The sequence below is a fragment of the Nonomuraea sp. NPDC050643 genome (assembly GCF_040654715.1).
GTDB lineage: Bacteria > Actinomycetota > Actinomycetes > Streptosporangiales > Streptosporangiaceae > Nonomuraea.
Genome location: NZ_JBFAIM010000021.1, coordinates 77,100 through 100,358 on the forward strand (window position 1 = coordinate 77,100; position 23,259 = coordinate 100,358).

The window sequence follows — 23,259 nt, forward strand, 5'->3', positions numbered from 1 at the left end:
CCGCAGGCTATGCCAGCCTGACGGGGAGCGCCGCGATGCCGTTGACGAAGTTCGACGGCAGCCAGGTCACCGGGCCGGCCACCTCGATCTCCGACACCGTCGTCCGCAGCTCGGCCAGCAGGGCCTGGAGCTCGGCGCGGGCGAGCTGGGCGCCCAGGCAGAAGTGGGGGCCGTAGCCGAACGTCAGGTGCCGGTTCGGCGTCCTGGCCACGTCGAACCGGTCCGGCTCGGCGAAGACGGACTCGTCGCGGTTGGCCGAGACGGTCCACAGCGCCACCACGTCACCGGCCGCGATGCGCCGGCCCGACAGCTCGGTGTCGCGGGTGGCGGTCCGGCCCACGTGGGCGGCCGGGGTGGTCCAGCGCAGGATCTCCTCGGCGGCGGCGGGGACCAGGGCGGGGTCGGCGCGCAGGCGGGCCCACTGCTCCTCATGGGTGGCCAGCGCCAGCACGCCGCCGGCCATCGCCAGCCGGGCCGTCTCGTCGCCGCCGATGATGAGGTTGTAGCAGTTGAGCAGCACCTCCTCCTCGGTGAGGCCGGCGGAGACGAGCAGGCTGATGACGTCGTCGCCCGGGGCCGCGCGGCGTTCGGCGGCCAGGCGGGTGTAGTAGAGCAGGATCTCGCTCTGCGCGATCCTGGCGGTCGTCGAGGTGGGGGCGGCCTCGCCCAGCATGGCCTCGCCGGTCAGTTCCAGCACCCGCCGCCGGTCCCGTACGGGGACGCCGAGCAGCTCGCAGATCGCGCGCAGGGGCACCTGGGCGGCCACCTCCGCCACGAAGTCACCACCGCCGCGCTCGACCAGGGACCCGAGCCGGTCGCGGGTGGCCTCGGCGATCGAGCGGGTGACGGGGCCGAGCGTGCGGGGGCCGAAACCGGGGGTGAGCAGGCGGCGCAGGTCGGCGTGCTTGCGGCCGTCGGTGACGACGATCATCCGGCCCGCGCCGGGGTCGTGGCCGCGCAGGAGGGTGCGCAGCATGTTGCCCTGGAGCGAGGTGTAGGTGCCGGGGTCGCGTACGACGCGCAGGACGTCGGCGTGGCGGGTGACGCTCCAGAAGCGGTCGTGCCTGCGTACCGGGTCGTGGGCGCGCAGCCGGCGCCAGACCGGGGTCAGGTCGTGGGTGGCGTGGAGGCGGGGGTCGAGGAGGTCCAGCTCGTCGATCGCGGCGGGGTCCGGCTGGGGTCTCATCGTTCGAGCTCGTCCAGGAGGTCGCCGAGCAGGTCGTCGTCCTCGCCGCCGGTGGCGCGGGCGATGAGCTCCTCGATGGTGAGCGCGCCGAGGAACAGCTCGATCGGGAGGTCCCTGCCGAAGCGGTCGCGGAGTTCGCTGACGAGGAAGACGGCGGTCAGGGAGTCGCCGCCGACGGCGAAGTACGTCTTGGCGAGGTCGTCGGGGCCCTGGAGGGCCAGGGTGGTCATGAACAGCTCGGTCACGGCGGTCGTCACGTCGTCGTCGTCGTCCTGCCGGGCGGGCTCCGGGGCCGGCGGGGCGTTCAGGGTGAGGGCGCCGTGGCTCGGGCCCGCGAACGGGTGGCCGGGCAGGCGCACCCGGCGTCCGCCGTCGTCGGGCCACTCGACGTCCTGGCCCGCCAGCCACGCCTCACCCAGCGAAGACGCCTGCGCGGTGCGGCTCCCCAGGGCGGCGTGCGTCTCCAGGCCGGTGTGGGTGTCCGAGGCGGTGTGGGTGTCCGGGGCGGCGTGGGCGTCCAGGGCGTCCGGGGTGGTGTGGGCGTCCAGGGCGGTGGCGGCCTGCTCGTGGGTCGTGGCGACGACGTAGGCGCGGACGTTCAGGGCGGCGCGGCCGTGGGCGAGGGTGTGGGCGACGTCGGTCAGGGGCGGCGCGTCCGGGGACCGCAGCGCGGCGGCCAGCCGCCGGGCGGCGGTGGCGAGCTGTGCCTGGGTGCGGGCCGACAGCGGCAGCACCAAGGGGAGCTCCGGGTGGGGGTTCGCCGGTGGCGGCTGCGGGGGTTCTTCCAGGACGACATGGACGTTCGTGCCGCCGATGCCCAGTGAGGACACCCCGGCCAGGCGCGGGCCGGAGGCCGGGCGGGGCCAGCGGGCCGTGGCCGTGAGCAGGCGGAACGGAGTGGTGTCCAGGGCCAGGTCGGGGTGGGGGCGGGTGACGTTCACCGTGGGGACCGTCGTGCGGTGGCGTAGCATCAGCGCGACCTTGATGAGCCCGGCCACGCCCGCCGCCGCGTTCAGGTGGCCGACGTTCGACTTGACCGATCCGATCCCGCAACGCCCGGTCTCCTCGCGGGTGAAGGCCGCCGCGGCGGCGGCCACCTCGATGCGGTCGCCGAGGTCCGTGCCCGTGCCGTGCGCCTCGAGGTACTGGGCCGCGGCCGGGTCCAGGCCCGCCGCCGCCCACGCCTCCACGATCGCCGCCGTCTGGCCGTCCACCCCCGGCGCGGTGAACCCCACCCTGGCCGTGCCGTCGTTCGTGACCGCCGTGCCCCGGATGACCGCGTGGATCGGGTCTCCGTCGGACACGGCCTCCTCCAGCCGCCGGAGCAGCACCAGTCCCACTCCGTCGCCTCCGACCGTCCCGGCCGCCTTCTCGTCGAAGGGGCGGCAGCGGCCGTCGGGGGAGGAGATGCCGCCGGGCTCGTACACGTAGCCGCGCCTGTACGGCGAATCGATGGACACGCCGCCCGCCAGCGCCAGGTCGCACTCGCCGGTCAGCAGCGCCTGCACGGCCACGTGCACCGTGGCCAGCGACGTCGAGCAGCCCGTCTGCACGGTCAGGCTCGGCCCGGTCAGGCCCAGCCGGTACGACAGCCAGCCCGCCAGGAACTCCCGGTCGGTGAACACCCGCACGTGCATGGGCCCGAGCCGGGACCGCAGCCCCCGATCCACCTGCGCCGCGACGGCGTGCTCGCTCGGCCCGCCGCCCACGTAGACGCCGGTCCTGGCGGGCGCCCGGAGTGGGTCGTACCCGGCGTCCTCCAGCGCCGACCAGGCCGTTTCCAGCAGCAGCCGGTGCTGCGGGTCCAGCGCCCCGGCCTCCGTGGCGTTGAAGCCGAACAGCTCGTGCTCGAACCGGTCCGCCTCCGCCAGGAACCCCTTGGCCGCCACGTATCCGGGGCCGCGCAGCTCGTCGGCGTCCACGCCGTCGGCGAGCAGTTCCTCGTCGGTGAAGTCGGTGATCGAGCAGACGCCCTCGCGCAGGTTCCGCCAGAACTCGCCCAGGTCGCGGGCGCCGGGGAAACGGCCGCTCATGCCCACGATGGCCACCGCCGGTGCGTCGGTCATTGGCTGCTGCCTTTCTGTGCGTTCCTGCGGGCGGCCAGTCGTTCGCGTCTGTCCTGCCCCCGCCGCCGGGACTGGTCGAGCTGGTCGAGCTGGTCGGGGGCGGCGCTGTCCGAGAGGGTGTCCAGGTGGGCGGCCAGCGCGGCGACCGTGGGGTGCCGGAACAGGTCCACGAGGCCGACGCCGCCGTCCTGGCCGTGTTCGCGCAGGGCCGCCAGGACGGCGAGCAGCCGGATCGAGTTGCCGCCCAGGTCGAAGAAGTTGTCGTGCCGGCCGACCTCCGGCAGGCCCAGGGCCTGCGTCCAGATCGCGGCCAGGCGCCGCTCGGTCGCGGTGGACGGGGCGACGTACGGGCGGCCCAGGTCGGGGCGGGTGAGCGGTGGTTCGGGCAGCCGGGATCTGTCGATCTTGCCGGACGTGCCGAGGGGCAGCCTGTTGAGGAAGACGACCGTGTCGGGGACCATGTAGCCGGGCAGCCGCGTGGCCAGCCACGCGCGTACCTCCGTGGCGGGGGGCTCGGCGCCGGCCGCGACCGCGTACACCGCCAGCCGGTCGCCGCGCACGGCCGCCGCCGCCACGGAGACGCCCGGGTGCGCGGCCAGCACGGTCTCGATCTCGCCCAGCTCGACCCGGAAGCCGCGCAGCTTGACCTGCGTGTCCACCCGGCCCAGGTAGGAGATGGCGCCGTCGGCGCCGTAGCGGCCGAGGTCGCCGGTCCGGTACATGCGCTCGCCCGGAGCGCCGAACGGGTCGGCCACGAAGCGTTCCGCCGTCAGCCCCGGCCGGTTGGCGTACCCGCGCCCCACGCCCGACCCCGCCACGTAGATCTCCCCGGTCACGCCCACGGGCACGGGACGCAGCCGGTCGTCCAGCACGTACGCGCGGGAGTTCGGCACCGGCCGGCCGATCACCACGGGCTCGCCCGGCAGGAGGGCGGCGGTGGTGGCGTACACCGTGGTCTCGCTCGGCCCGTACGCGTCCAGCACCCGCCGCGACGGCGTGGCCCAGCGCGCCACCAGCTCGGGCGGGCACGGTTCGCCGCCGATGGCCAGCGTGCGCAGGTCGGGGAGGGCGTCCGGCGGGCACGGCAGCGACATGGCGGCCGACGGGGGCAGGAAGGCGTAGGTGACGCGGGAGTCGCGCAGGCGGGCGTACAGGTCGTCGCCGAGCCGCTCGCACTCGGCCGCCACGTGCAGCTCCGCCCCGGCGGTGAGGGTGAAGAACAGGTCGGAGACGGCCACGTCGAAGCCGAACGACACGTACTGCAGCACCCGGTCGCCGGCCGTCACGGGGAAGGCGGCGCGGACGGCGGTGGCCAGGTTCAGCAGGGCGCGGTGCTCGACGGCCACACCCTTGGGGGTGCCGGTGGAGCCGGAGGTGTAGAGGATGTAGGCCAGGCCGGCGGGGGTGGGCGGCGCGGTGCCCGGCGGCCCCAGGCGCGGGATCGGCCGGTCCTGGAGGGTGGTCGCCGGCACGCCCAGGTCCCTGGGTTCGGCGGTGAGCAGGAGGCGTACGCCGGCGTCGGCGATCATGAACCGGAGGCGGGCCTCCGGGTGGGCGGGGTCGAGTGGCACGTACGCGCCGCCCGCGCGCAGCACGGCGAGCGCGGCCACCACCATGTCCGCGCCCCTGGGCAGGCAGAGCCCCACGGGGACCTCGGGCCCGACGCCGGCGGCGCGCAGCCGGTCGGCCAGCCGGTCGGCCCTGTCCAGCAGTTCGCCGTAGGTGAGCCTGGTCGTGCCGTGCACCAGCGCCGTGGCGTCCGGCCGCGCCCGGGCCCGCTCGGCCACCAGGTCCGGGACCAGGGCCGCCGGGGTGGGGACGGCGGTGCGGTTCCAGTCGCGGAGGATCAGCCGACGGTCCCGGGCCGGGAGGAGGTCGACGGCGGACACCGGCAGGCCGGGACGGGTCAGCAGGCCGTCGAGCAGCGTCTCGAAGGCGCGGGCCCAGTGGCGGACCGTGGCGGGCTCGAACAGGTCCGCGCGGTGGACGAAGTGGGCGGCCAGGCCGTCCCCGTCACGCTGGACGCTCAGGAGCAGGTCGAACTTGGCGTCGTCCAGGAGCAGCTCCAGGCGTTCGGTCCGCGCGCCGGGCAGGTCGAGGTCGAGCCGGGTGTCGTCGTCGTAGGCGAGCATGACCTGGACGAGGGGGTCGTGGCTGAGCTCCCGGCCCGGCACGACCGCCTCGACGACCGCCTCGAACGGAGCCTCCTGGTACGGGTGCGCCGCGCGGAGATGGTCGCGGACCCGGGCGATCAGGTCGAGGAAGGACGGCTCGCCCGACACGTCGGCGCGCAGGGCGAGGGTGTTGGCCAGCAGGCCGACCAGACCCTGCACGTCGGGGTGGTCGCGGCCCGAGACCGGGACGGCCACGATCAGGTCCCGCCGGCCGGTGATCCGGGCCAGGAAGGCCGCGAACGCGGCGAACAGCGCCGTGAACGGCGTCGCGTCCCGCCGGGCGGCGACCTCGGCCAGGCGGTCGCGCAGGTCGCCGGGCAACTCCAGCCGCACCACGCCGCCGGCGGTGGACTGCACGGCCGGGCGGGGGTGGTCGGTGGGGAGGGCGAGGGTCGTGGGGGCGCCCTTGAGCGTGCCGGCCCAGAAGGCGACGGCCTCGTCGAGGGCGTGCGAGGCGAGGCGCTCGCGCTGCCAGGCGGCATAGTCGGGGTACTGAAGAGGCTCCGGCCCGGCTTCCGGGGGCCGCCGGGGCTGAAGGGGGTCGGGCCCGTCCTCCGAAGGGGGCCCGCCGGTGGTGAGGGCGCTGGTGGTGAGGGCGCGGTAGGCGTCGGCGATCTCCTGGAGGAGGAGGCGCAGGGACCAGCCGTCGCACACCAGGTGGTGGGCGGTCAGCAGGACGCGGTGGGTGCCGTCGTCCAGGGCGTACACGACGCAGCGCAGCAGCGGCCCCGCCTCGACCTCGAACGGCCGGGCCGCCTCCGCCCTCAGCGCCGCCCACACCTCCCCGGCCGGGACGTCCCGCTCGATCCGCAGCGCCGGCTTCGCCTCCTCCGCCACGACCTGCAGGTACTGGCCGTCATGCGGGCGGAAGACCGTCCGCAGCGACTCGTGCCGGGCGATCGCGGCCGCCAGGCTCGCCTCGAACGCCCCGGCGTCGAAACGGCCGCGCACGGCGTAGGCCACGGGCACGTTGTACTGGGCGGTCCCGGGGTTGAGCTGGTCCAGCACCAGCAGCCTGGCCTGTGCGGGCGACACGGGGAACTCGTACTCAACCGGCACCATCACCACTCCCGGAGGATCGGTTCGAGAACTCGGGCGATCTCGGCGGCGGGTCCCGGCCTGAGCAGGTCGCTGTGGCCGCAGCCGAGGTCGTGGACGCGTACGCGGGCCGGGGCCCACCGCCCGGCCTTGACCGCCGAGGGCAGGCCGCCGGGCTGCGCGGTGGCCGAGAAGAGCAGTACCGTCCCGTCGTACGGGGAGGGCCGGTACGTCACGGCCAGCCGAAGATGCCCGGCCACCGTGTCGGCCACGGCGGACAGGTGGGCGTCGTCCAGCCCCGCCAGCGGCCCCTCGCTGCCGCGCACCGCCGCGAACACCCGCGCCCGCTCCAGCGGCCCCGGCTGCGCGTACGGGTGCAGGGTGCGGGTGCGCAGCAGGATCGTCAGCGCCTCCTGCTCCACGGCCGCCGGATCGGGATCCGTCCCCGGCGGCCACGGCACCGCGTCCAGCGAGGCCACCAGCCCCACCTCCTGCCCCTCCGCACGCAGCAGGGCCGCCATCTCGTACGCGAGCAGCCCGCCGAACGAGTGCCCGAGCAGCAGGTACGGCCCCTCCGGGCGGACGGCCCGCACCCGCGCCAGATAGTCCTCGGCCAGCTCCCGCATGCCGCCCGGCAGCCGGTGGCCGCCGTCCTGGAGCACCGGCGACTGCAGGGCGTGGACCGGGCGGCCGGGGGCGAGGTGGGGGAGCAGGGCGGTGTACGACCAGCCGATGCCCCGGCCGGGGTGCACGCAGAACAGCGGCGGCCGGTCGCCCTCCGCGCGGAGCGTCAGCAGCGGGGACAGGTCCAGTTCGAGGGCCGCCCGGTCGAGGCGGACGGCGAGCCGGGCGGGGGTGGGGGCCTCGAACAGGGCGGCGATGGTGGTGCGGACGCCGATCGTGGCCTCGACGGCGGCCGTGAGGCGCATGGCGAGCAGCGAGTCACCGCCGGCCTCGAAGAAGTCGGTGTCCGCGCCCGCCTCGCCGCCCAGGACCTGGGTGAACAGGTCGCACAGCGCCTTCTCGCGCTGGGTCCGCGGCGGCGCGGCGGCCCGGGAGGGGAGCCCGGGGGCGGGGAGCGCCGCGCGGTCCACCTTGCCGTGCGGGGTGAGGGGGAGGTGGTCGAGCGGGACGTACTGCGCGGGGCGCAGGTGCTCGGGCAGATGGGTGGCGGCGTGCTCCCGCACCCGCTCGATCGCGCCGCCGCCGGCCAGCACGACATGGGCGACGAGCCGCCGGGCGAACGGCTCACCACCACCGGCGGACGCGGCTTGCGCCGCTGGCGTGGCTGAAGCGGTTGAAGCGGTTGAAGTCGCTGGTGTGGCCGGTGTGGCCGGTGTGGCCGGCGGGGTGCCGTTCGCCGGTGTGGTGACGGCGGTGACCACGGCGCGGTGGACGTCCTGGCAGCTTTCCAGCACCGCCTCCACCTCGCCGGGCTCGATGCGGTAGCCGCGGATCTTCACCTGGCCGTCCGCCCGGCCCGCGAACTCCAGCTCCCCCTCGAACGTCCACCGCGCCAGATCCCCGGTGCGGTACATGCGCCCGCCCGGCGGCCCGAACGGGTCCGCCACGAAGCGCTCCGCCGTCAGCCCCGGCCGGCCGAGGTAGCCGCGGGCGACCCCGGTCCCCGCGATGTACAGCTCCCCGGTCGTCCCCGCCGGCGCGGGGCGCAGTCGGGCGTCCAGGACGTACACGCGGGTGTTGTCGAGCGGGCGGCCGATCGGGACCGGGCCCGTGCCAGGATCGGGGGCGACACGGTGGCCGGTGGCGAACGTGGTCGTCTCCGTGGGGCCGTACCCGTTGACGACCCGGGCGCCGTGCCGGGACGCGCGCCGTACCGCGTCGGGCGGCAGGACGTCGCCGCCCGCCCAGACCTCCCGCACCGAGGCGAGCGCGCCGGGGGCGAGGTCGGCCAGGGTGCGGAACAGCTCGGCCGTCAGCCACACCGCGCTGAGGCGGCCCTTCTCGAGGGTGCCGGGGTGGAGCGGGCCGGGCGGCGCGATGACGACGGTGCCGCCGTTCAGCAGAGGGACCCACAGCTCGTACGTGGCCGCGTCGAACGTGTGCGGGCTGTGCAGCAGCACCCGCCGGTGCTCGGCGAAGCGGCGGTCGGCGGCCAGTTCCAGGATGTTGGCGTGGGTGACGACGACGCCCTTGGGGGTGCCGGTGGAGCCTGAGGTGTACATGACGTAGGCGGCGGCGTCCGGGCGGACCGGTGGGCCGGTGAACGCCTGGTCGCCCTCGTCGAGGCTCGTCAGGACGATCCGGGCGCCGCTGTCCGCCATCAGCCACTCCAGCCTGGCCGGCGGCTGGCCCGGATCGAGCGGCACGTAGCAGCCGCCCGCCTTCAGCACCGCCAGCAGGGCCACCACCAGGTCCGGCGAGCGTTCCATGAGCACCGCGACCGGCGTCTCCGGCGCCACGTCCAGCCGGGCGGCCACCCGGTCGGAGCGGGCGTCCAGCTCGGCGTAGGTGAGCGCGAGCCCGCCGTGCTCGACGGCCACGGCGTCCGGCGTGCGGGCCGCCTGCGCCGCGAACCGCTCCGCCACCGACCCGGCCGTCTCGGGTCGCCCGGTCTCGTTCCAGGTCACCATCAGCCGGTGCGCCTCCGCAGGGGGCAGTTCGTCGCCCTCCAGCGCTGTGACGAGGCGCTCCGCCACGGCCTCCGCCTCCGCGCGGGTGAACAGGTCGGCGCGGTGGCCGAGGCGCAGCCAGAGCCGCTCGCCCGCGACCACCGTGACCGTGAGCGGGTAGTGGGTGGCGTCGTGGACGTCGGTCAGCCTGATGCCTGGGGAGGACAGGCCGTCGCGGGGGTAGTTCTCGAAGGCCAGCAGGGTGTCGAACAGCTCGCCGGTGCCGCGCTGCACGTCCGCCAGGCGCACGTGGTGGAACGGCGTGAGCCGCGACTGCTCATCCTGCAGGCGGGACAGGGGCTCGCCGGTACGGACCCGTACCGGGAGGGCGTTGATGAACAACCCCACCATCGACTCCACGCCCGGCACCTCCGGCGGCCGGCCGGACACCACCGCGCCGAACACCACGTCCTCGCGCCCGGTCATCCGCCCGAGCACCAGGCCCCACGCGGCCTGCACCACCGTGTTGAGCGTCACCCCGGCCGCGCGCGCCCGCCGCCGCACGGCCTCGCTCCGCTCCCGCGTCAGCTCCAGCTCGACGTTCGCCTGCCGCAGGCCGGCCGCGCCGGCCCCCGGCCTGAGCAGGGTCGGCCCCGGCAGGCCGGCGAGGGCCTCACGCCAGGCCCGCAGCGCCCGCTCGCCGTCCTGGGCGTGCAGCCAGGCCAGATGGTCGCGGTACGCGGGCGCGGGCGGTAACACGCCGTCCCCCGCGTACAGGGTGGCCAGTTCCCTGGCCAGGATCGGCATCGACCAGCCGTCCACGAGCAGGTGGTGCATCGTCAGCACCAGCTCCCGGCGGCCGACCAGCGTGGCGCGGACCAGCGGCGGCCTGGTGACGTCGAAGGGGCGCAGCCGGTCGGCCTCCAGCATGCGCTCCAGCTCGGCCTCCGACGGCGGGTCCACCTCGGTCCACGGCAGGCGCACGCGGTGCGGCACGAGCTGGACGGGGCGGTCCAGGCCCTTGTGGCGGAAGCAGGCGCGCAGGTTCGGATGGCGGCCGAGCAGCGACTCCACCGCCGCCTTCAGGCGCGGCGGGTCCGCCTGGCCGTCGATGGCGAACCTGGCCTGGACGACGTAGGCGTCGTCGCCGCCGTACAGGGCGTGGAAGAGCAGGCCCTCCTGGGCGGGGGAGAGCGGCAGCACGTCGGCCAGTTTGCCGCTCACCAGTCACCGTCCAGGTCCGCCTCCAGCGCGTCGAGCTGGCTCTGGGTCAGCTCGACCAGCGGGAAGTCCGAGCTCGTCGCGCCGCCCGCGCCGGCCTGCCCGGCGAGCTCGGCCAGCGCGTCCGCCCACAGCTCGGCCAGCGCCGCCACCCGCTCCTCCGCGAGCGTCTCGGCGGCGTAGGACCAGCTCGCGACCAGCCTCGTGCCGTCCCGGCCCGCCTGGGCGATCGTGTCCAGCTCCACCGCGTACGCCATCGGCGCGTCCGGCATGCCCCGCAGCTCGCCCTCGAACCTGCCCAGGTAGTTGAAGCGCAGGTCGGCGGCGGGCAGGCGGGCGAGCCTGGCCGCCGTGTCCGCGTTGAGGTGGCGGAGCAGGCCGTGGCCGAGCCCGGAATCGGGGATGGCGCGCAGGCGTTCCTTGATCCGTTTGAGCGCCTCGGCCGGGGTACCGGTGGCGTCCAGGCCGACGGGGTACTGGGTGGTGAACCAGCCGACCGTACCGGAGACGTCGCTTTCGCTTGTGAGCGGCTCACGGCCGTGCCCCTCGACGTCCACCAGCACGCCGGTGCCGCCGCGCCAGCGGGTCACGGCGATGGCCAGGGCGGTCAGCAGCACCTCGTTCGGGCCGCAGCGGAAGGCGGCCGGGAGGTGGGTGAGCGCCTGCCCGGTGAGGTCCGGCGGGAGCGTCCGCGTGAGGACGGCACGCGGACCGCCGTGCCCTGCGGACTCCAGGAGAGGCTCGGCCTTCGCCGTCATCTCCTCCCAGAAGGGGAGTTCGGCCGCCACACGCTCAGGGCGGGTCGCTTCGGCGGTCAGGAGACGTGACCAGCGGGCGAACGACGTCCCGTGGACGGGGGCCGGGGTCCCGCCGGCGAGCAGGGCGGTCAGTTCGGGGCCGAGGATCCGCCAGGAGACGCCGTCCACGGCGAAGTGGTGCGCGGTGACCAGCAGGCGGCCGGGGGCGGCCCAGGAGGCGGCGAGCATCCGCCCGCTTTCCGGATCGGGCCGGGGCACGGACGAGCCCTCGGGCGCGAACGGCACCTCCGCCGCCTCCTCCGGGGGCGGCACCTCCAGCTCCCAGTCGGCAGGGGCGTGGCGCAGCAGGCGCATGCGCAGGGCCGCGTGGCGGGTGGTGAGCGTGCGCAGGGCCGTCCTGATCCGGTCCTCGCCCACCCCCTCCGGCACCGGCAGCACCAGCGACTGGGTGAAGGCGTCCAGGGGGCCGCCGTGCTCGCGCCACCAGTGCATGATCGGCGTGATCGGGAACCGTCCGGTGGGGTCGTCCGCGACCGTTGCCGTGACGGACGCCCGGGTCGCGCGGGCCAGCGCCGCCAGCGCGGCCGGGGTCCTGGCGGTGAACACCTCGCGCGGGGTCAGCTCGAGCCCTCGCCCTCTGGCCCGGCTGACGAGCTGGATCGCCATGACGCTGTCGCCGCCCAGCCGGAAGAAGTCGTCGTCCGCGCCCACCTCGGCCAGGCCGAGCAGCTCGGCGAAGATCCCGCACAGGGCCGACTCACGCTCGGTGACCGGCTCGCGCGCCGTCCTGGGCACGGTGTCGGGGGCGGGCAGGGCGGCCCGGTCCAGCTTCCCCTGCGGGGTCAGCGGCAGCGTCCCGAGCACCACGAACGCGCTCGGCACCATGTGCGCGGGCAACGCCGCCACGGCATGCGCCAGCACCTCGCCTGTCTCCCACACGCCCCCGACATGCGCCTGCGTCTCACGCCCGTCCGCGCCGCGCCCCTGCGCGTCAGCCGGCTTTCGCCCGTCCGTGGCATGCGGTTGCGCTCCGGTCGGCTGGTGCCCGTTTGTGCTGGGGACGAGGTAGGCGATCAGGCGGCCGTCGCGGAGGGTCACGGCCGCCTGCGCGACCTGGTCGTGGGCGGCCAGGACGGCCTCGATCTCGGCCGGCTCGATGCGGAAGCCGCGGACCTTGACCTGGTCGTCCACCCGGCCCAGGAACTGGAGCTGGCCGTCGGCGCGCCGGTGGACGAGGTCACCGGTGCGGTACATGCGCTCGCCCGGAGCGCCGTACGGGTCCGCCACGAAGCGCTCGGCCGTGAGGCCGGGATGGGCGAGATAGCCGCGCGCCACCCCGGCGCCCCCGGCGTACAGCTCGCCGGGTACGCCGACGGGCACCGGGCGCAGGCGGGCGTCCAGGACGTACAGGCGGGTGCCGGTGAGGGGGCGGCCGATGGGCGGCAGGCCCCCGCCGGGGGTGAGGAGGTCGCTGACGCTGGCGGCGACCGTGGTCTCCGTCGGGCCGTACGCGTTCCAGAAGTCCTTGCCCGCCCACGCCGCCACCAGCTCCGGCGGGCACACGTCGGCGCCGGAGGACAGGCCGCGCAGGTCCGGATAGTCGCCGGGCGGCACCGTGGCCAGCACCGACGGCGTGATCAGCGCGAACGTGACCCGCCCCGCCCGCAGCACCCGCCCCAGGTCCGCGCCCACCAGCGGCCCGGCGGGCGGGATGACGAGCGTGCCGCCGGAGCCGAACGCCATGCACAGCTCGGCCATCGAGATGTCGAACGTCGGCGCCCCGAGCTGCAGGATCCGGCTCCCGCCGTCGAGCCCGAAGTGGGCGATCAGGGAGTGCGCCAGGTTCGCGATGCCCGCGTGGCTGACGACGACGCCCTTGGGGCGGCCGGTGGAGCCGGAGGTGTAGATCACGTAGGCGGCGCTGTGCAGCTCGATAGGCTGAAATTTCGCATTAAAGTGCGAAATGTCGGGTGTGAGGCGCTCCACGGCCAGCTCCGGCAGCGCTCCCGCCTCCGCGATCAGCACCTCCGCCCCGGCGTCCGCCACCATGTACGCCAGCCGCTCCGCCGGATGCTCCGGATCGAGCGGCAGGTACGCCCCGCCCGCCCGCTGCACCGCCAGGATCGCCACCACCAGGGCGATCGACCGCCCGAGCCCCAGCGCCACCACCCGCTCGGGCCCGACACCACGCTCCACCAGCGCCCCGGCCAGCCCGTCGGCCCGCTCCACCAGCTCCCGGTACGTCAGCCGCTCCGCGTCCGGCCCGGTGCTCGACTCCACCGCGACGGCGTCGGGCGTCCGCTCGGCCTGCCGCGCCACCAGATCGGGCAAACTCGACGGCGCCACGCCGGCGACCCCGCCGAGCCCGGTCCGGTCGAAGCCCGCCCTGCCGAACCCGGTCCCGTGGGGCAAGGTCGCGCTGGTCAAGGTCCCGTGGGGCAAGGTCCTGTCGGGCGAGGTCGCGTCGGGCGAGGTTCCGTCGAGTTCGGACAGCAGGCGCCGGGCCTCCTCCGCGGACACCATCGAGGCCAGCGACACCGGCGCGTCCGGTTCGGCCACCAGCGACGCGAGCAGCGCCGCGAAGGCGTCCGCCCAGGCCCGTACGACCTCGGGCGCGTACAGGTCGGTCCGGATCTCCAGGCTCGCCTCGAACCCGTCGTCCCCGTCGCGCACGATCCCGATCAGGTCGTGCTCCCCGCCGGTGTGCACCCGCTCGGGGTCCGCGATCTCCCGCAGCCTGGCCACGCTCTCCTGGCGCGGCAGGTGCATGAACACCCACTGGAACAGCGGTGAGCGCCCGGCCACCCGCTCCGGGTCCAGTGACCGGACGATCCGGCCCACGGGGACGTCGGCGTTGGCCAGCACCTGGGGGAACTCGGCGGTGAAGCGGGCCAGCAGGGCGGCGAACGTCGTGCCGGGGCCGAGGCGCCAGCGGACGGGCACGGAGTTCATGACGTACCCGATGACGCGGTCCAGGCCCCTGGCCGACCGGTTGGCCACGGGGGTGCCGGTGATCAGGTCCGGCTCGCCGGTCAGGCGGTGGGCGAACACCGCGAAAGCCGCCATCAGCACCCCGTACACGGTGGCCCCGCGCTCTCTGGCCAGCGCGCGCACGGCGGCCTCGGTGCGCGCGTCGATGCGGAAGGCGATCTGCTCCACCCCGAAGCCGCCGCCGGGCGCGGCCGGGCCCACGGTCAGGGGCCGGGGCGGGTCCGCCAGGTAGCCGCGCCACCACGCGAGCTGGGCCTCGAACACCCCGGCCGCCTCCAGCTCCCGCTGCCAGCCGGCGAAGTCGGCGTACTGGATGGCGGGGCGGCGCAGGCGCGGCTCGGCGCGCTCGCGCACGGCCCGGTATGCCTCGGTCAGCTCGCCGTGCAGCACGTCGAACGACCACCAGTCGGTCACGATGTGGTGCAGCGCCAGCACCAGCGTGGACCGCGTGCCGTCCACGGTGATGAACCGGCCCCTGATCAGCGGCCCGCCGTCCAGGTCGAACGTGCGGCGGCTGAAGGCGTGCAGCGCCTCACGCAGGCTCACGCCCGTGCCGCGCAGGTCGACCCGCTCCAGCGTGAACAGCTCCGCCGGCGCGAGGTCCACCCGCAGGTCGCCCACCTCGCCCGTGATCCGCATGCGCAGGCTGTCGTGGTGACCCAGCACGATCGTCAGCGCCGCCTCCAGGTCGGCGGGGTCGACGGGGGTGTCGAAATGGTAGGAGCAGCACAGGTTGAGCGCGGCCGTGTCCGGATAGAGGGACTCGTACACCCACAGGTCCTCCTGCGCCGGGCTGAGCCGCACCGGGTGCGACACGTCGCGCGGCGGCACGATGTCGGGGGCCGCCTCCAGCCGGCCCGCCTCGACCAGGCGGCGCAGCAGCTCCACCCGGCGCTCGCCGCCGAGCGCGGCGAATCGTTCGGCGCTGTTGCCGGATTTCACCGTTCGCTCGCTCACATGCCCTCCCGCAGGTCGGCCAGCCGCTCCAGGCCGGCGAGCACGTCGTCGCGGCCGAGCCCGAAGTCGACGAAACAGGCGACCTCGTCGCAGCCCAGCTCGGCCAGGTCCGCCAGGCTCTTGCGGCACGTCTCGGGCGAGCCGAGCAGGCTGCCCCAGCTCAGATAGCGCTGGAAGGCGAACTCGGCGAGCGTGCCGAGCTGCGCCTCGCTCAGCGTGGCCGCCCGCCCGTCGGCGGCGCCCTTGTTGGCCGCCGTCTGCGCCACGTACGACCTCAGGTACGCCTTGAGCGGCCCGCCCGCCCGCTCACCGGCCTGCTCGTCGGAGTCGCCCACGTAGGTGTGGGCCATGAGCGTGACCGTGCCCCGGGGCGGGGTGCCGGGCTGTTCGGGGGCGGCGGCGTAGGCGTCGCGGTAGCGGCGGATCTTGCCGGCCAGCTCCTCGCGGGTCTGGCCGATGGTGGCGCCCAGGATGTTCGTGCGCAGCCGCCCGGCCGCCTCCCAGGTCTGCGGGCTGCCCGACGTGGTGGTCCACAGGGGCAGCACGGAGGAGTACGGCCTCGGCTGCGACGTCACCGCCACCCGCTCGCCCGCGCCGTCGATGAACTCCACCGCCTCGCCCGCCCACAACCGCCGCAGCAGGGCCAGGTCGCGGAAGGCCCGTTCCCTGCGGTCCTCGAAGGCGTCCGGGGCCAGCACGAAGTCCTTCGAATGCCAGCCGGTGGCCACCGACACGCCGACCCGGCCGCGCGACAGGTTGTCCACGACGGCCCAGTCCTCGGCCACGCGCAGCGGGTGGTGCAGGGGCAGTACGAGGCTGCCGGCCCGTACGTGGATGCGCTCCGTGACCGTGGCCAGAACGGCGCTGAGCAGGGCCGGGTTCGGGAAGACCTGGCCGACCTGCTGGAAGTGCCGCTCGGGGGTCCAGACGGCGGTGAAGCCGAGCCGGTCGGCGGCCCGGGTGATGGCCAGGATGTCGTCGTACGTGGCGGCGTGGCCGCCGGCGCTCGCGTCGTCCGCGCCGAAGAACATCACGCTGAGTTCCATGGAGCTGCTCCTCATCGGGTACGGGTGCGCGGGGTCCTGGGCAGGCGGGCGATGGCGGGCTCGGGCCGGGCCGTGGCCTCGGTGAGGGCGGCGGCCAGCCCGGCGACGGTGGGGGCGGAGAAGAGCTGGGAGGTGGTGACGGGCAGCCCCCGTCCGGTCAGCCGGGCGGCGACCCGTACGGCCGCCAGCGAGTTCCCGCCGAGCGCGAAGAACCCGTCGTGCGGCCCGACCCGTGGCACCCCGAGCACCTCGCTCCAGACCTCGGCGATCCGCCGCTCAAGCTGGGCCCGCGCCTCGGACCCGGCACCGCCCTCGGACGGGACGCCGCTCGCGGGCACCGGGTGATGAGCGGGCGCCGGGTCGTGCGCGAGCGCTCCACCGTCCGTGGGCGTCGCGCCGCCGGTCGTCGGGCATGGGGGAACGTCCGGCAGGTCCGGCAGGTCCGGGACCGTGATGGCGGACACGCGGGCGTCCGGTGTGGCGGCCATCGCCGCGAGGACCCTGACCAGGGCGTCGGCCAGCCACTCCATCACCGGCCGGTCGAAGGCGTCCATCCGGTACTCGACCGTCACCGCGATGCCCGCCGGCTCACCGCCGGGCCCGTAGTCGTCCGTCACGTCGACCAGCAGCTCGAACCGGGCCGCCCCGGTCCTGACGACCTCGACCCGCGACTCGACCCCGGGCAGCGACAGCTCGGCCCGCACGTTGTTCTGCAGCGCCAGCACCACGTCCACCAGCGGATGCCGCCCCGGGTGCCGCGCCGGGTTGAGCTCCTGCACGACCCGCTCGAACGGTACCTCCTGGTGCGAGAACGCCTCCAGGTCCGTCTCGCGTACCCGCGACACCAGCTCCCCGATCGCCGGATCGCCCGACAGGTCGGTCCTGAGCACGAGCAGGTTGACGAAGAACCCGACGAGATCGCCGACCGGCCCGGTGGAGCGCCCCGCGACCGGCGCGCCGATGGGCAGGTCGGTGCCCGCGCCGGCCTTGCCGAGCACGATCGCCAGGCCCGCCTGCAGCACCATGAACAGCGTCGCCCCGCGCTCGCGGCCCAGCCCGGCGAGCCGGGCGTGCAGCTCCGCCCCGACGTGCGCGACCACGGTCGAGGCCGCGCCCGCCGTCTCGGCGCCGGGGGCGCCGGGCCTGCCGGGAGCGCCAGGGGTGCCGGGGGTGCCGGGAGTGCGCGGCAGCGGCAGCCGTTCGGGCAGCCCCTTCAACGCCTTGCGCCAGTACGCGAGTTCGCCCTCGGCCACGGCGTCCACCCGGTCCCGGTGCAGCGCGGCGTACTCCGCGTACCCGAGGGGGAGCGCCGGCCAGGCGACGGGCACGCCGTCCAGCCGCGCCCGGTAGGCCCGCGACAGGTCGCGCATGAACGGCGGCAGCGACCACCCGTCGGTGGCGATGTGGTGCATGACCAGCAGCAGCGCGTGCTCGTCCGGCCCCGTGGTGAACAGCACGGAGTGGATCGGCGGTTCGGCGCCCAGGTCGAAGCGGTACCGGGCGGCCCGCGCCACCCGCGCCGCCAGCTCGCCGGCCGCGACCTCGACGGAGGTGAACCCCGGCCTGGCCTCGGCGGCGGGCAGCACCCGCTGGGCGGGCTCGCCGTCGTGCACGGTGAAGACCGTCCGCAGCGCCTCGTGCCGGGCCACGACGTCCTCCAGCGCGCCGCGCAGCGCGGCCACGTCGACGGGTCCGGCGAGCCGTACCAGCATGGGCATGTTGTAGGCCACGCCCGCGTCGATCCGGTCGAGGAACCACAGACGCCGCTGCGCGAACGACAACGGCAGCCCGGCCGCCTCCGCGTGACTCCCCGGGCCGGCCCGGCGCTCCCGGGGCTCTCCCGTCAGCTCTGCCGTGCCGGTGGGCCCGATCAGTCGGGCGATCCCCGCGACCGTGGGCGTCTCGAAGAGGGCCCGCACCCCGACCTCCGCGCCCAGCTCGGCGTGGATCCTGCTGAGCAGCCGGGCCACGCCCAGCGAGTCGCCGCCCAGGGCGAAGAAGTCGTCGTCCACGCCGACCCCGGGCACTCGCAGCACCTCGGCGAACAGCCCGCACAGCACCGTCTCGACCGCACCGCGCGGTCCCTCGGAGCCGACCGGCCCGACCGGCCCGTACGTGGGCGCGGGCAGGGCGGCCCGGTCCAGCTTCCCGGTGCCGGTCAGCGGCAACGCCTCCAGCACCACGAACGCCGACGGCACCATGAACTCCGGTAGGACGGCCGCCACATGCCCCCGGAGCACCTCGCCATCGACGGCCGCACCACCCGCCACCCCGTCGAACACCCGGTCACCCGCCGCGCCGCCCGTCACCGCCCCGCCGCCCGCCGCCTCGCCGGAGCGGGGCACCACGTACGCGACCAGCCGCCGCTCGCCCGGCACGTCCTCCCTGGCCACCACGCGGGCCCGCCCCACCGAAGGGTGCCGCGCCAGCACGGCCTCCACCTCCGCCGGCTCGATCCGGAACCCGCGGACCTTCACCTGCTCGTCCGCCCGCCCCACGAACTCCAGCGCCCCGTCCGAGGGCCGCCGCCGCACCAGGTCGCCCGTCCGGTACATGCGCTCGCCCGGCGCCCCGAAGGGGTCCGCCACGAACCGCTCGGCCGTCGCCCCGGCCCGCCCGAGGTAGCCCAGGGCCAGCCCGTCACCGGCCGCGTACAGCTCCCCGACCTCCCCGTCCGCCACCGGCCGCAGCCGGGCGTCCAGCACCCGCACCGGCTTGCCCCGCAGCGGCGCCCCGATGGGCACGGGACCGTCCACCGAGGTCACCGGGTGGGTGGTCATGAAGATCATGCCCTCGACCGGGCCGTAGCCGTTGCTGACCCGCAGCAGGGGATGCCGCGCCAGGGCCCGCCCGACGTGCGCGGGCGACAGGGCCTCGCCGCCGACGATGAGGTCGCGCACCCCGGCCAGCGCGTCCGGGCACTCGTCCACGATGACGTTGAACAGGCTGCTCGACAGGTACATGACGGTGACCCCGTGCTCGGCGATCACCCGCGCCATCACCACCGGGTCGGGCCGGCTCCCCGGATAGAGCACGCAGGTGCCGCCCGACAGCAGCGGCCCCCACAGCTCCAGCGCGAAGGCGTCCCACGACGTCGGCGAGCACTGCAGCCACACCGCGTCGAACGGGGCGTACCCCTGCCCGGTCACCGTGGCCGTGATCGCCAGGTGCGGCGCGGCGACTCCCTTGGGCCGGCCGGTGGAGCCGGAGGTGAACATGACGCAGGCCACCCCGTCGTGCCGGGCCGCGTCCGGCAGGCGCTCGACCCCGGAAGGGGAGAGCACCGCGGCGGCGCCCGCGTCGGCCACCATGGCGCGCAGCCGCTCCTCGGGGAAGGCCGGGTCGAGCACCAGGTACGCGCCCCCGGCCTTCAGCACGGCCAGCAGCGCGACCACGAGCTCCGTGCCCCGCTCCATGCGCACCCCGGCCAGGCCGCCCGCCGGCCAGGACAGCTCGGCGGCCAGGGCCGAGGAGCGCGCGTCCAGCTCGGCGTAGGTCAGCCGCTCGTCACCGCAGACCAGGGCGATCCGGTCCGGCGTGCGGGCGGCCTGCGCCCCGAAGATCTCATGGACGCTCACGTCAGGCTCACGGGCCGCATGTCCGTCCAGCGGATCTCGACGTGGGCCGGCACCGGGTGGGCGCCTTTCCCGTCCTCTAAGGGGTTCGTGGTCATGTCAGCCTCTCGCGGGTCGCTTCTCGAGGTCGGGCGCCAGCACGTCGATGTGCCGTACGGCACGGCGGGCCAGCCCCCACAGGGCGGCGCCCGCCCCCAGCAGGCCCGCGATCAGCAGCATCGCCGCCATCCCGCTGCCCGGCCCGGCGCCGACGAGGGGCCGCAGCAACCCCGCCAGGCCCGTTCCGGCGGCGGCCTGCGGCTCGAAGACGTGGTCGGCGAGCGGCCCGGAGAAGGCCATCGCCACCGGTGAGGAGATCTGCGAGACGAACATGACGGCCCCGAACACCCGTCCCTGCCGGTCCTTCGGCACCTTGGTCTGGATGATCGACTGCATGGAGCCGTTCACGATCGGCATGAGGAGCGCGCCCACCAGGATGGCCGCGGTCCACGCGACCACGCCGTGCACCATGGCCATCACGATCTGCGCGCTCACGCACATGCCGACGACGCCGAGCATCATGCCGCGCACCCGGTTCCGCGGCCCGCCCCAGGCGGCCAGCAGCAGCCCGCCCGCGATGCCGCCCGCGCCGATGCCGGCGTTCACACTGGCCAGCGCGGAGACGTCGCTGCCGGTCCTGGCCAGGATCATGGGCTGGACGACGGCGAAGCCGAACACCATCACCAGGTTGACCGTGAAGAACACCAGGATCAGGCCGCGCAGGCTGGGCTGGGCGAACAGGTACCGCAGCCCCTCCAGGGAGTCGGCGCCGAGCCGCTTGCGCGCGCCCGCCTCGCCCGGCGTGTCGCCCTCCATGCGGACCAGGCGTACGGTCAGCAGCGCGACGGCGAAGCTGACCAGGTCGATCCAGAGCACCACGCCGAGCCCGCCGGTCACCACCAGCAGCCCGGCCAGCGCGGGACCGCCCACGTCGGCGACGCTCTTGGCGGTGGCCAGCAGCCCGTTGGCGCGCTGGAGCTGCTCCTTGCCCACCAGCAGCGGCACGGCCGACGACAGCGCGGGGAACTGGAACGCGGCGGCGGCGCCGAGCAGCGCGACGGTGAGATAGACCTGCCACAGGTGCAGGTCGCCGAGGAAGAAGACGGCCGCCATGGCGGACACGGCCACCAGGCCGCCGAGGTCGGCGAGCTGGAGGGCGGTGCGCTTGCGGCACCGGTCCACGATCGCGCCCGCGGTGGGGCTCAGCAGCATCTGCGGCAGCAGCGCGCACAACGAGAGCGCCACCACCTGCGTGACCTGGTGCTCCACCGTCCACGCCTGGATGACCAGGGAAAAGCGGAGGACGGAATTGCCGACCAGAGTAACGACCTGACCCGACCAAATCAGGCCAAATCTTCCCATTCCAGCTAATCGCTGGATAAAGCGGTTTTCCTGGGACGAAAGAGGTTCACTCATTTGTGCCCGAGGCCCTTCTGGTGAAAGGAACCTGTGAGACGTCCCACTATGCCCGGCCGTCTCACAGGTACCTTCACACACGGTTTCGGCCGGAGCAATAAACTATTTGTGGTCTTGCAATTACTTCCTGTCAATGCGGGAGGTCAGCCAGGCGCAGCGCTTCCGCGGCCACCGCGTGGCGCAATTCCCGAATTCCGTCGCGGCCCCGTACGGGATGGACGGCGTTCGTCAGCAGCACCACGGTCAGCCCGCGGGCGGGATCCACGACGAGCGAGGTGCCGGTGAAGCCCGAGTGGCCGTACGCGTCCTTCAGGGGGCCGACGATGGCGGGGTCGCCGATCCGCACGCCGAGGCCGTGGCGGAACGGCGCGCCCCCGGCCCCCTGGTCGCGCGTCATCTCGGCCACGCTCTCCGCGCGCAGCACGGCCCCGCCGCCGCGCCGCAGCGCCTCCCCGAAGGCCAGCAGGTCCCCGGCCGTGGCGAAGATCCCGGCGTGCCCGGCCACGCCGCCCAGCGCGTACGCGGTCTCGTCGTGCACCTCGCCGCGCACGCAGCCCGGCCCCGGGCGCTCCGCCTTCCACTCGGTCGCGGCGATCCGCTCGCGATCCCGGGGCGCACCCGTGACCTGCCCTGTGACCTGCCCTGTGACCTGCCCTGTGACCTGCCCTGTGACCTGGCCCGTGGGCCGGTAGCCCGTCTCGGTGAGCCCGAGCACCTCCGTGACCCGGGCGCGGACCAGCACGTCGAGGGGAGCGCCGCCGGCCAGCTCGGCCAGGCGGCCGGCGACGACCATCCCGACGTCGCTGTACAGGTACGGCCCGCCGACCGGGTGGGTGACCGGCGTGCGCACCATGGCGGCCATGCGCTCCCCGGCGTCCGCGCCGGGCAGTTCCAGGTCGATGCGGCGGGTCGGGACCAGGCCCGCCGTGTGGGTGAGCAGGCGGCGCGGCGTGAGCCTGGGATCGATCCCAGGGATCCAGTCGGCCACCGGGCCGTCGACGTCCAGACCGCCCTGCTCGGCCAGCGAGAGCAGCACGGCCGTGGTGAACAGCTTGCTGATCGAGGCCAGGTCGAAGATCGAGTCCCGGCGCGCCGGAGGGCGTTCCCCCGCCAGGGTTCCCGGCGCGTCGGCGTAGCGTACGAGCTCTCCGGCCGCGGACGCGGCCACCACGGCGCCGTCCACGGCGATCAGCGCGACCGCGGCCGGGCACACGCGCGGCACCCCGTCCGCCAGGATCGCGTCCAGCCGATCGGATGGCCCCACGGCCGTCAGCCGCTCAGCGCGTCGCTCAGGCGCTCGCCGTGCGACTCCAGCAGCGCGCGGGCCGCGTCCGCGTCGAGCCCGTGCTGGACCATCAGGACCGCGACCTTCGCCTGGCCGCCCGCCGCGTCCAGCGCCGCGCCGGCCGTCTCGTCGTCGGTGCCGGTGATGTCCCGGACCATGCGCAGCGCCCGCCCGGCGAGCTTGCTGTTCATGGCCGACATCTCGATCATCTCGTTCCCGTAGGTCCGGCCCAGCTTGACCATGCAGATCGTGGAGATCATGTTCAACACGAGCTTCTGCGCCGTGCCGGCCTTCAGCCTGGTCGAACCCGTCACCACCTCGGGTCCCACGACGACCTCGATGGCGTGCTCGGCGGCGGCCGACAGCGGCGCGCCCGCGTTGCACGACAGGGCGCCGGTGAGCGCGCCGCGAGAGGCCGCCTCCGCCAGCGCGCCCAGCACGAAAGGGGCCCGCCCGCTGGCGGACACGCCCACCACCGAGTCGAGCGGTCCCACCTCCAGGTCCTTCATCGCCCCGGCGCCCGCCTCGGCGTCGTCCTCCGCACCCTCGACCGACCGGGTGAGCGCGTCCGGCCCGCCGGCGATGATCCCCTGCACGAGCGAGGGATCGGTGCCGAACGTGGGCGGGCACTCGCTGGCGTCGAGCACGGCCAGCCGTCCCGACGTGCCGGCGCCGACGTACAGCAGCCGGCCGCCCTCGGCCATCCTGGCGGAGATCGCGTCGATGGCGGCCGAGATCGCCGGCACGGCCACCGCGACGGCGGCGGGCACGGCGGCGTCGGCCTGGTTCATCAATCGGGCGATCTGCTCCGTCGGCAGCCGGTCGATCTGGCTGTAGCGGGGATCGCTCTGCTCGGTGGACAGCTCGGGTAGCGGATCAATCATGACGCTAATTTCCACCCTCTACTTCTCTCTTGTAAATATCTTTCAGACAA

At 75.1% G+C, this 23,259-nt stretch carries 10 protein-coding genes; all 10 read right to left on the bottom strand.

The window, feature by feature from the left end; all coding sequences use genetic code 11:
- Positions 1 to 7 precede the first annotated feature (7 nt).
- The gene (locus AB0I15_RS28000; RefSeq protein ID WP_358101629.1) at positions 8 to 1,186 is read right to left on the bottom strand and encodes a cytochrome P450; all 1,179 of its coding nucleotides are present in this window, start codon (positions 1,184 to 1,186) and stop codon (positions 8 to 10) included.
- Positions 1,183 to 3,252 (bottom strand): beta-ketoacyl synthase N-terminal-like domain-containing protein, encoded by a 2,070-nt coding sequence (locus AB0I15_RS28005; RefSeq protein ID WP_358101631.1) that lies wholly within the window; start codon positions 3,250 to 3,252, stop codon positions 1,183 to 1,185. The genes AB0I15_RS28000 and AB0I15_RS28005 overlap by 4 nt, the downstream gene beginning before the upstream one ends.
- Positions 3,249 to 6,488, bottom strand: a complete 3,240-nt coding sequence (locus AB0I15_RS28010) for an amino acid adenylation domain-containing protein (RefSeq protein WP_358101633.1) — start codon at positions 6,486 to 6,488, stop codon at positions 3,249 to 3,251. The genes AB0I15_RS28005 and AB0I15_RS28010 overlap by 4 nt, the downstream gene beginning before the upstream one ends.
- Positions 6,488 to 10,261, bottom strand: a complete 3,774-nt coding sequence (locus AB0I15_RS28015) for an amino acid adenylation domain-containing protein (RefSeq protein WP_358101635.1) — start codon at positions 10,259 to 10,261, stop codon at positions 6,488 to 6,490. Before AB0I15_RS28015 ends, AB0I15_RS28010 begins: the two co-directional genes overlap by 1 nt.
- Positions 10,258 to 14,964: an amino acid adenylation domain-containing protein gene (locus AB0I15_RS28020; protein WP_358101637.1), complete on the bottom strand. Its 4,707-nt coding sequence runs from the start codon at positions 14,962 to 14,964 to the stop codon at positions 10,258 to 10,260. Before AB0I15_RS28020 ends, AB0I15_RS28015 begins: the two co-directional genes overlap by 4 nt.
- The gene (locus AB0I15_RS28025; RefSeq protein WP_358101639.1) at positions 14,961 to 16,010 is read right to left on the bottom strand and encodes a MupA/Atu3671 family FMN-dependent luciferase-like monooxygenase; all 1,050 of its coding nucleotides are present in this window, start codon (positions 16,008 to 16,010) and stop codon (positions 14,961 to 14,963) included. The genes AB0I15_RS28020 and AB0I15_RS28025 overlap by 4 nt, the downstream gene beginning before the upstream one ends.
- Before the next feature lie 11 nt (positions 16,011 to 16,021).
- Positions 16,022 to 19,588, bottom strand: a complete 3,567-nt coding sequence (locus AB0I15_RS28030; protein ID WP_358101641.1) for a condensation domain-containing protein — start codon at positions 19,586 to 19,588, stop codon at positions 16,022 to 16,024.
- Between the two features lie 96 nt (positions 19,589 to 19,684).
- A complete protein-coding gene (locus AB0I15_RS28035) occupies positions 19,685 to 21,040 on the bottom strand; it encodes an MFS transporter (protein ID WP_358101643.1) in 1,356 nt (451 codons plus the stop codon).
- A gap of 130 nt (positions 21,041 to 21,170) precedes the next feature.
- Complete coding sequence (locus tag AB0I15_RS28040) at positions 21,171 to 22,304, bottom strand: serine hydrolase domain-containing protein (protein WP_358101645.1); 1,134 nt, start codon at positions 22,302 to 22,304, stop codon at positions 21,171 to 21,173.
- Between the two features lie 5 nt (positions 22,305 to 22,309).
- Positions 22,310 to 23,209 carry an N-acetylmuramic acid 6-phosphate etherase gene (gene murQ / locus AB0I15_RS28045; protein ID WP_358101647.1) on the bottom strand — a complete coding sequence of 300 codons (900 nt, stop codon included), beginning with the start codon at positions 23,207 to 23,209 and terminating at the stop codon, positions 22,310 to 22,312.
- Positions 23,210 to 23,259: the final 50 nt, after the last annotated feature.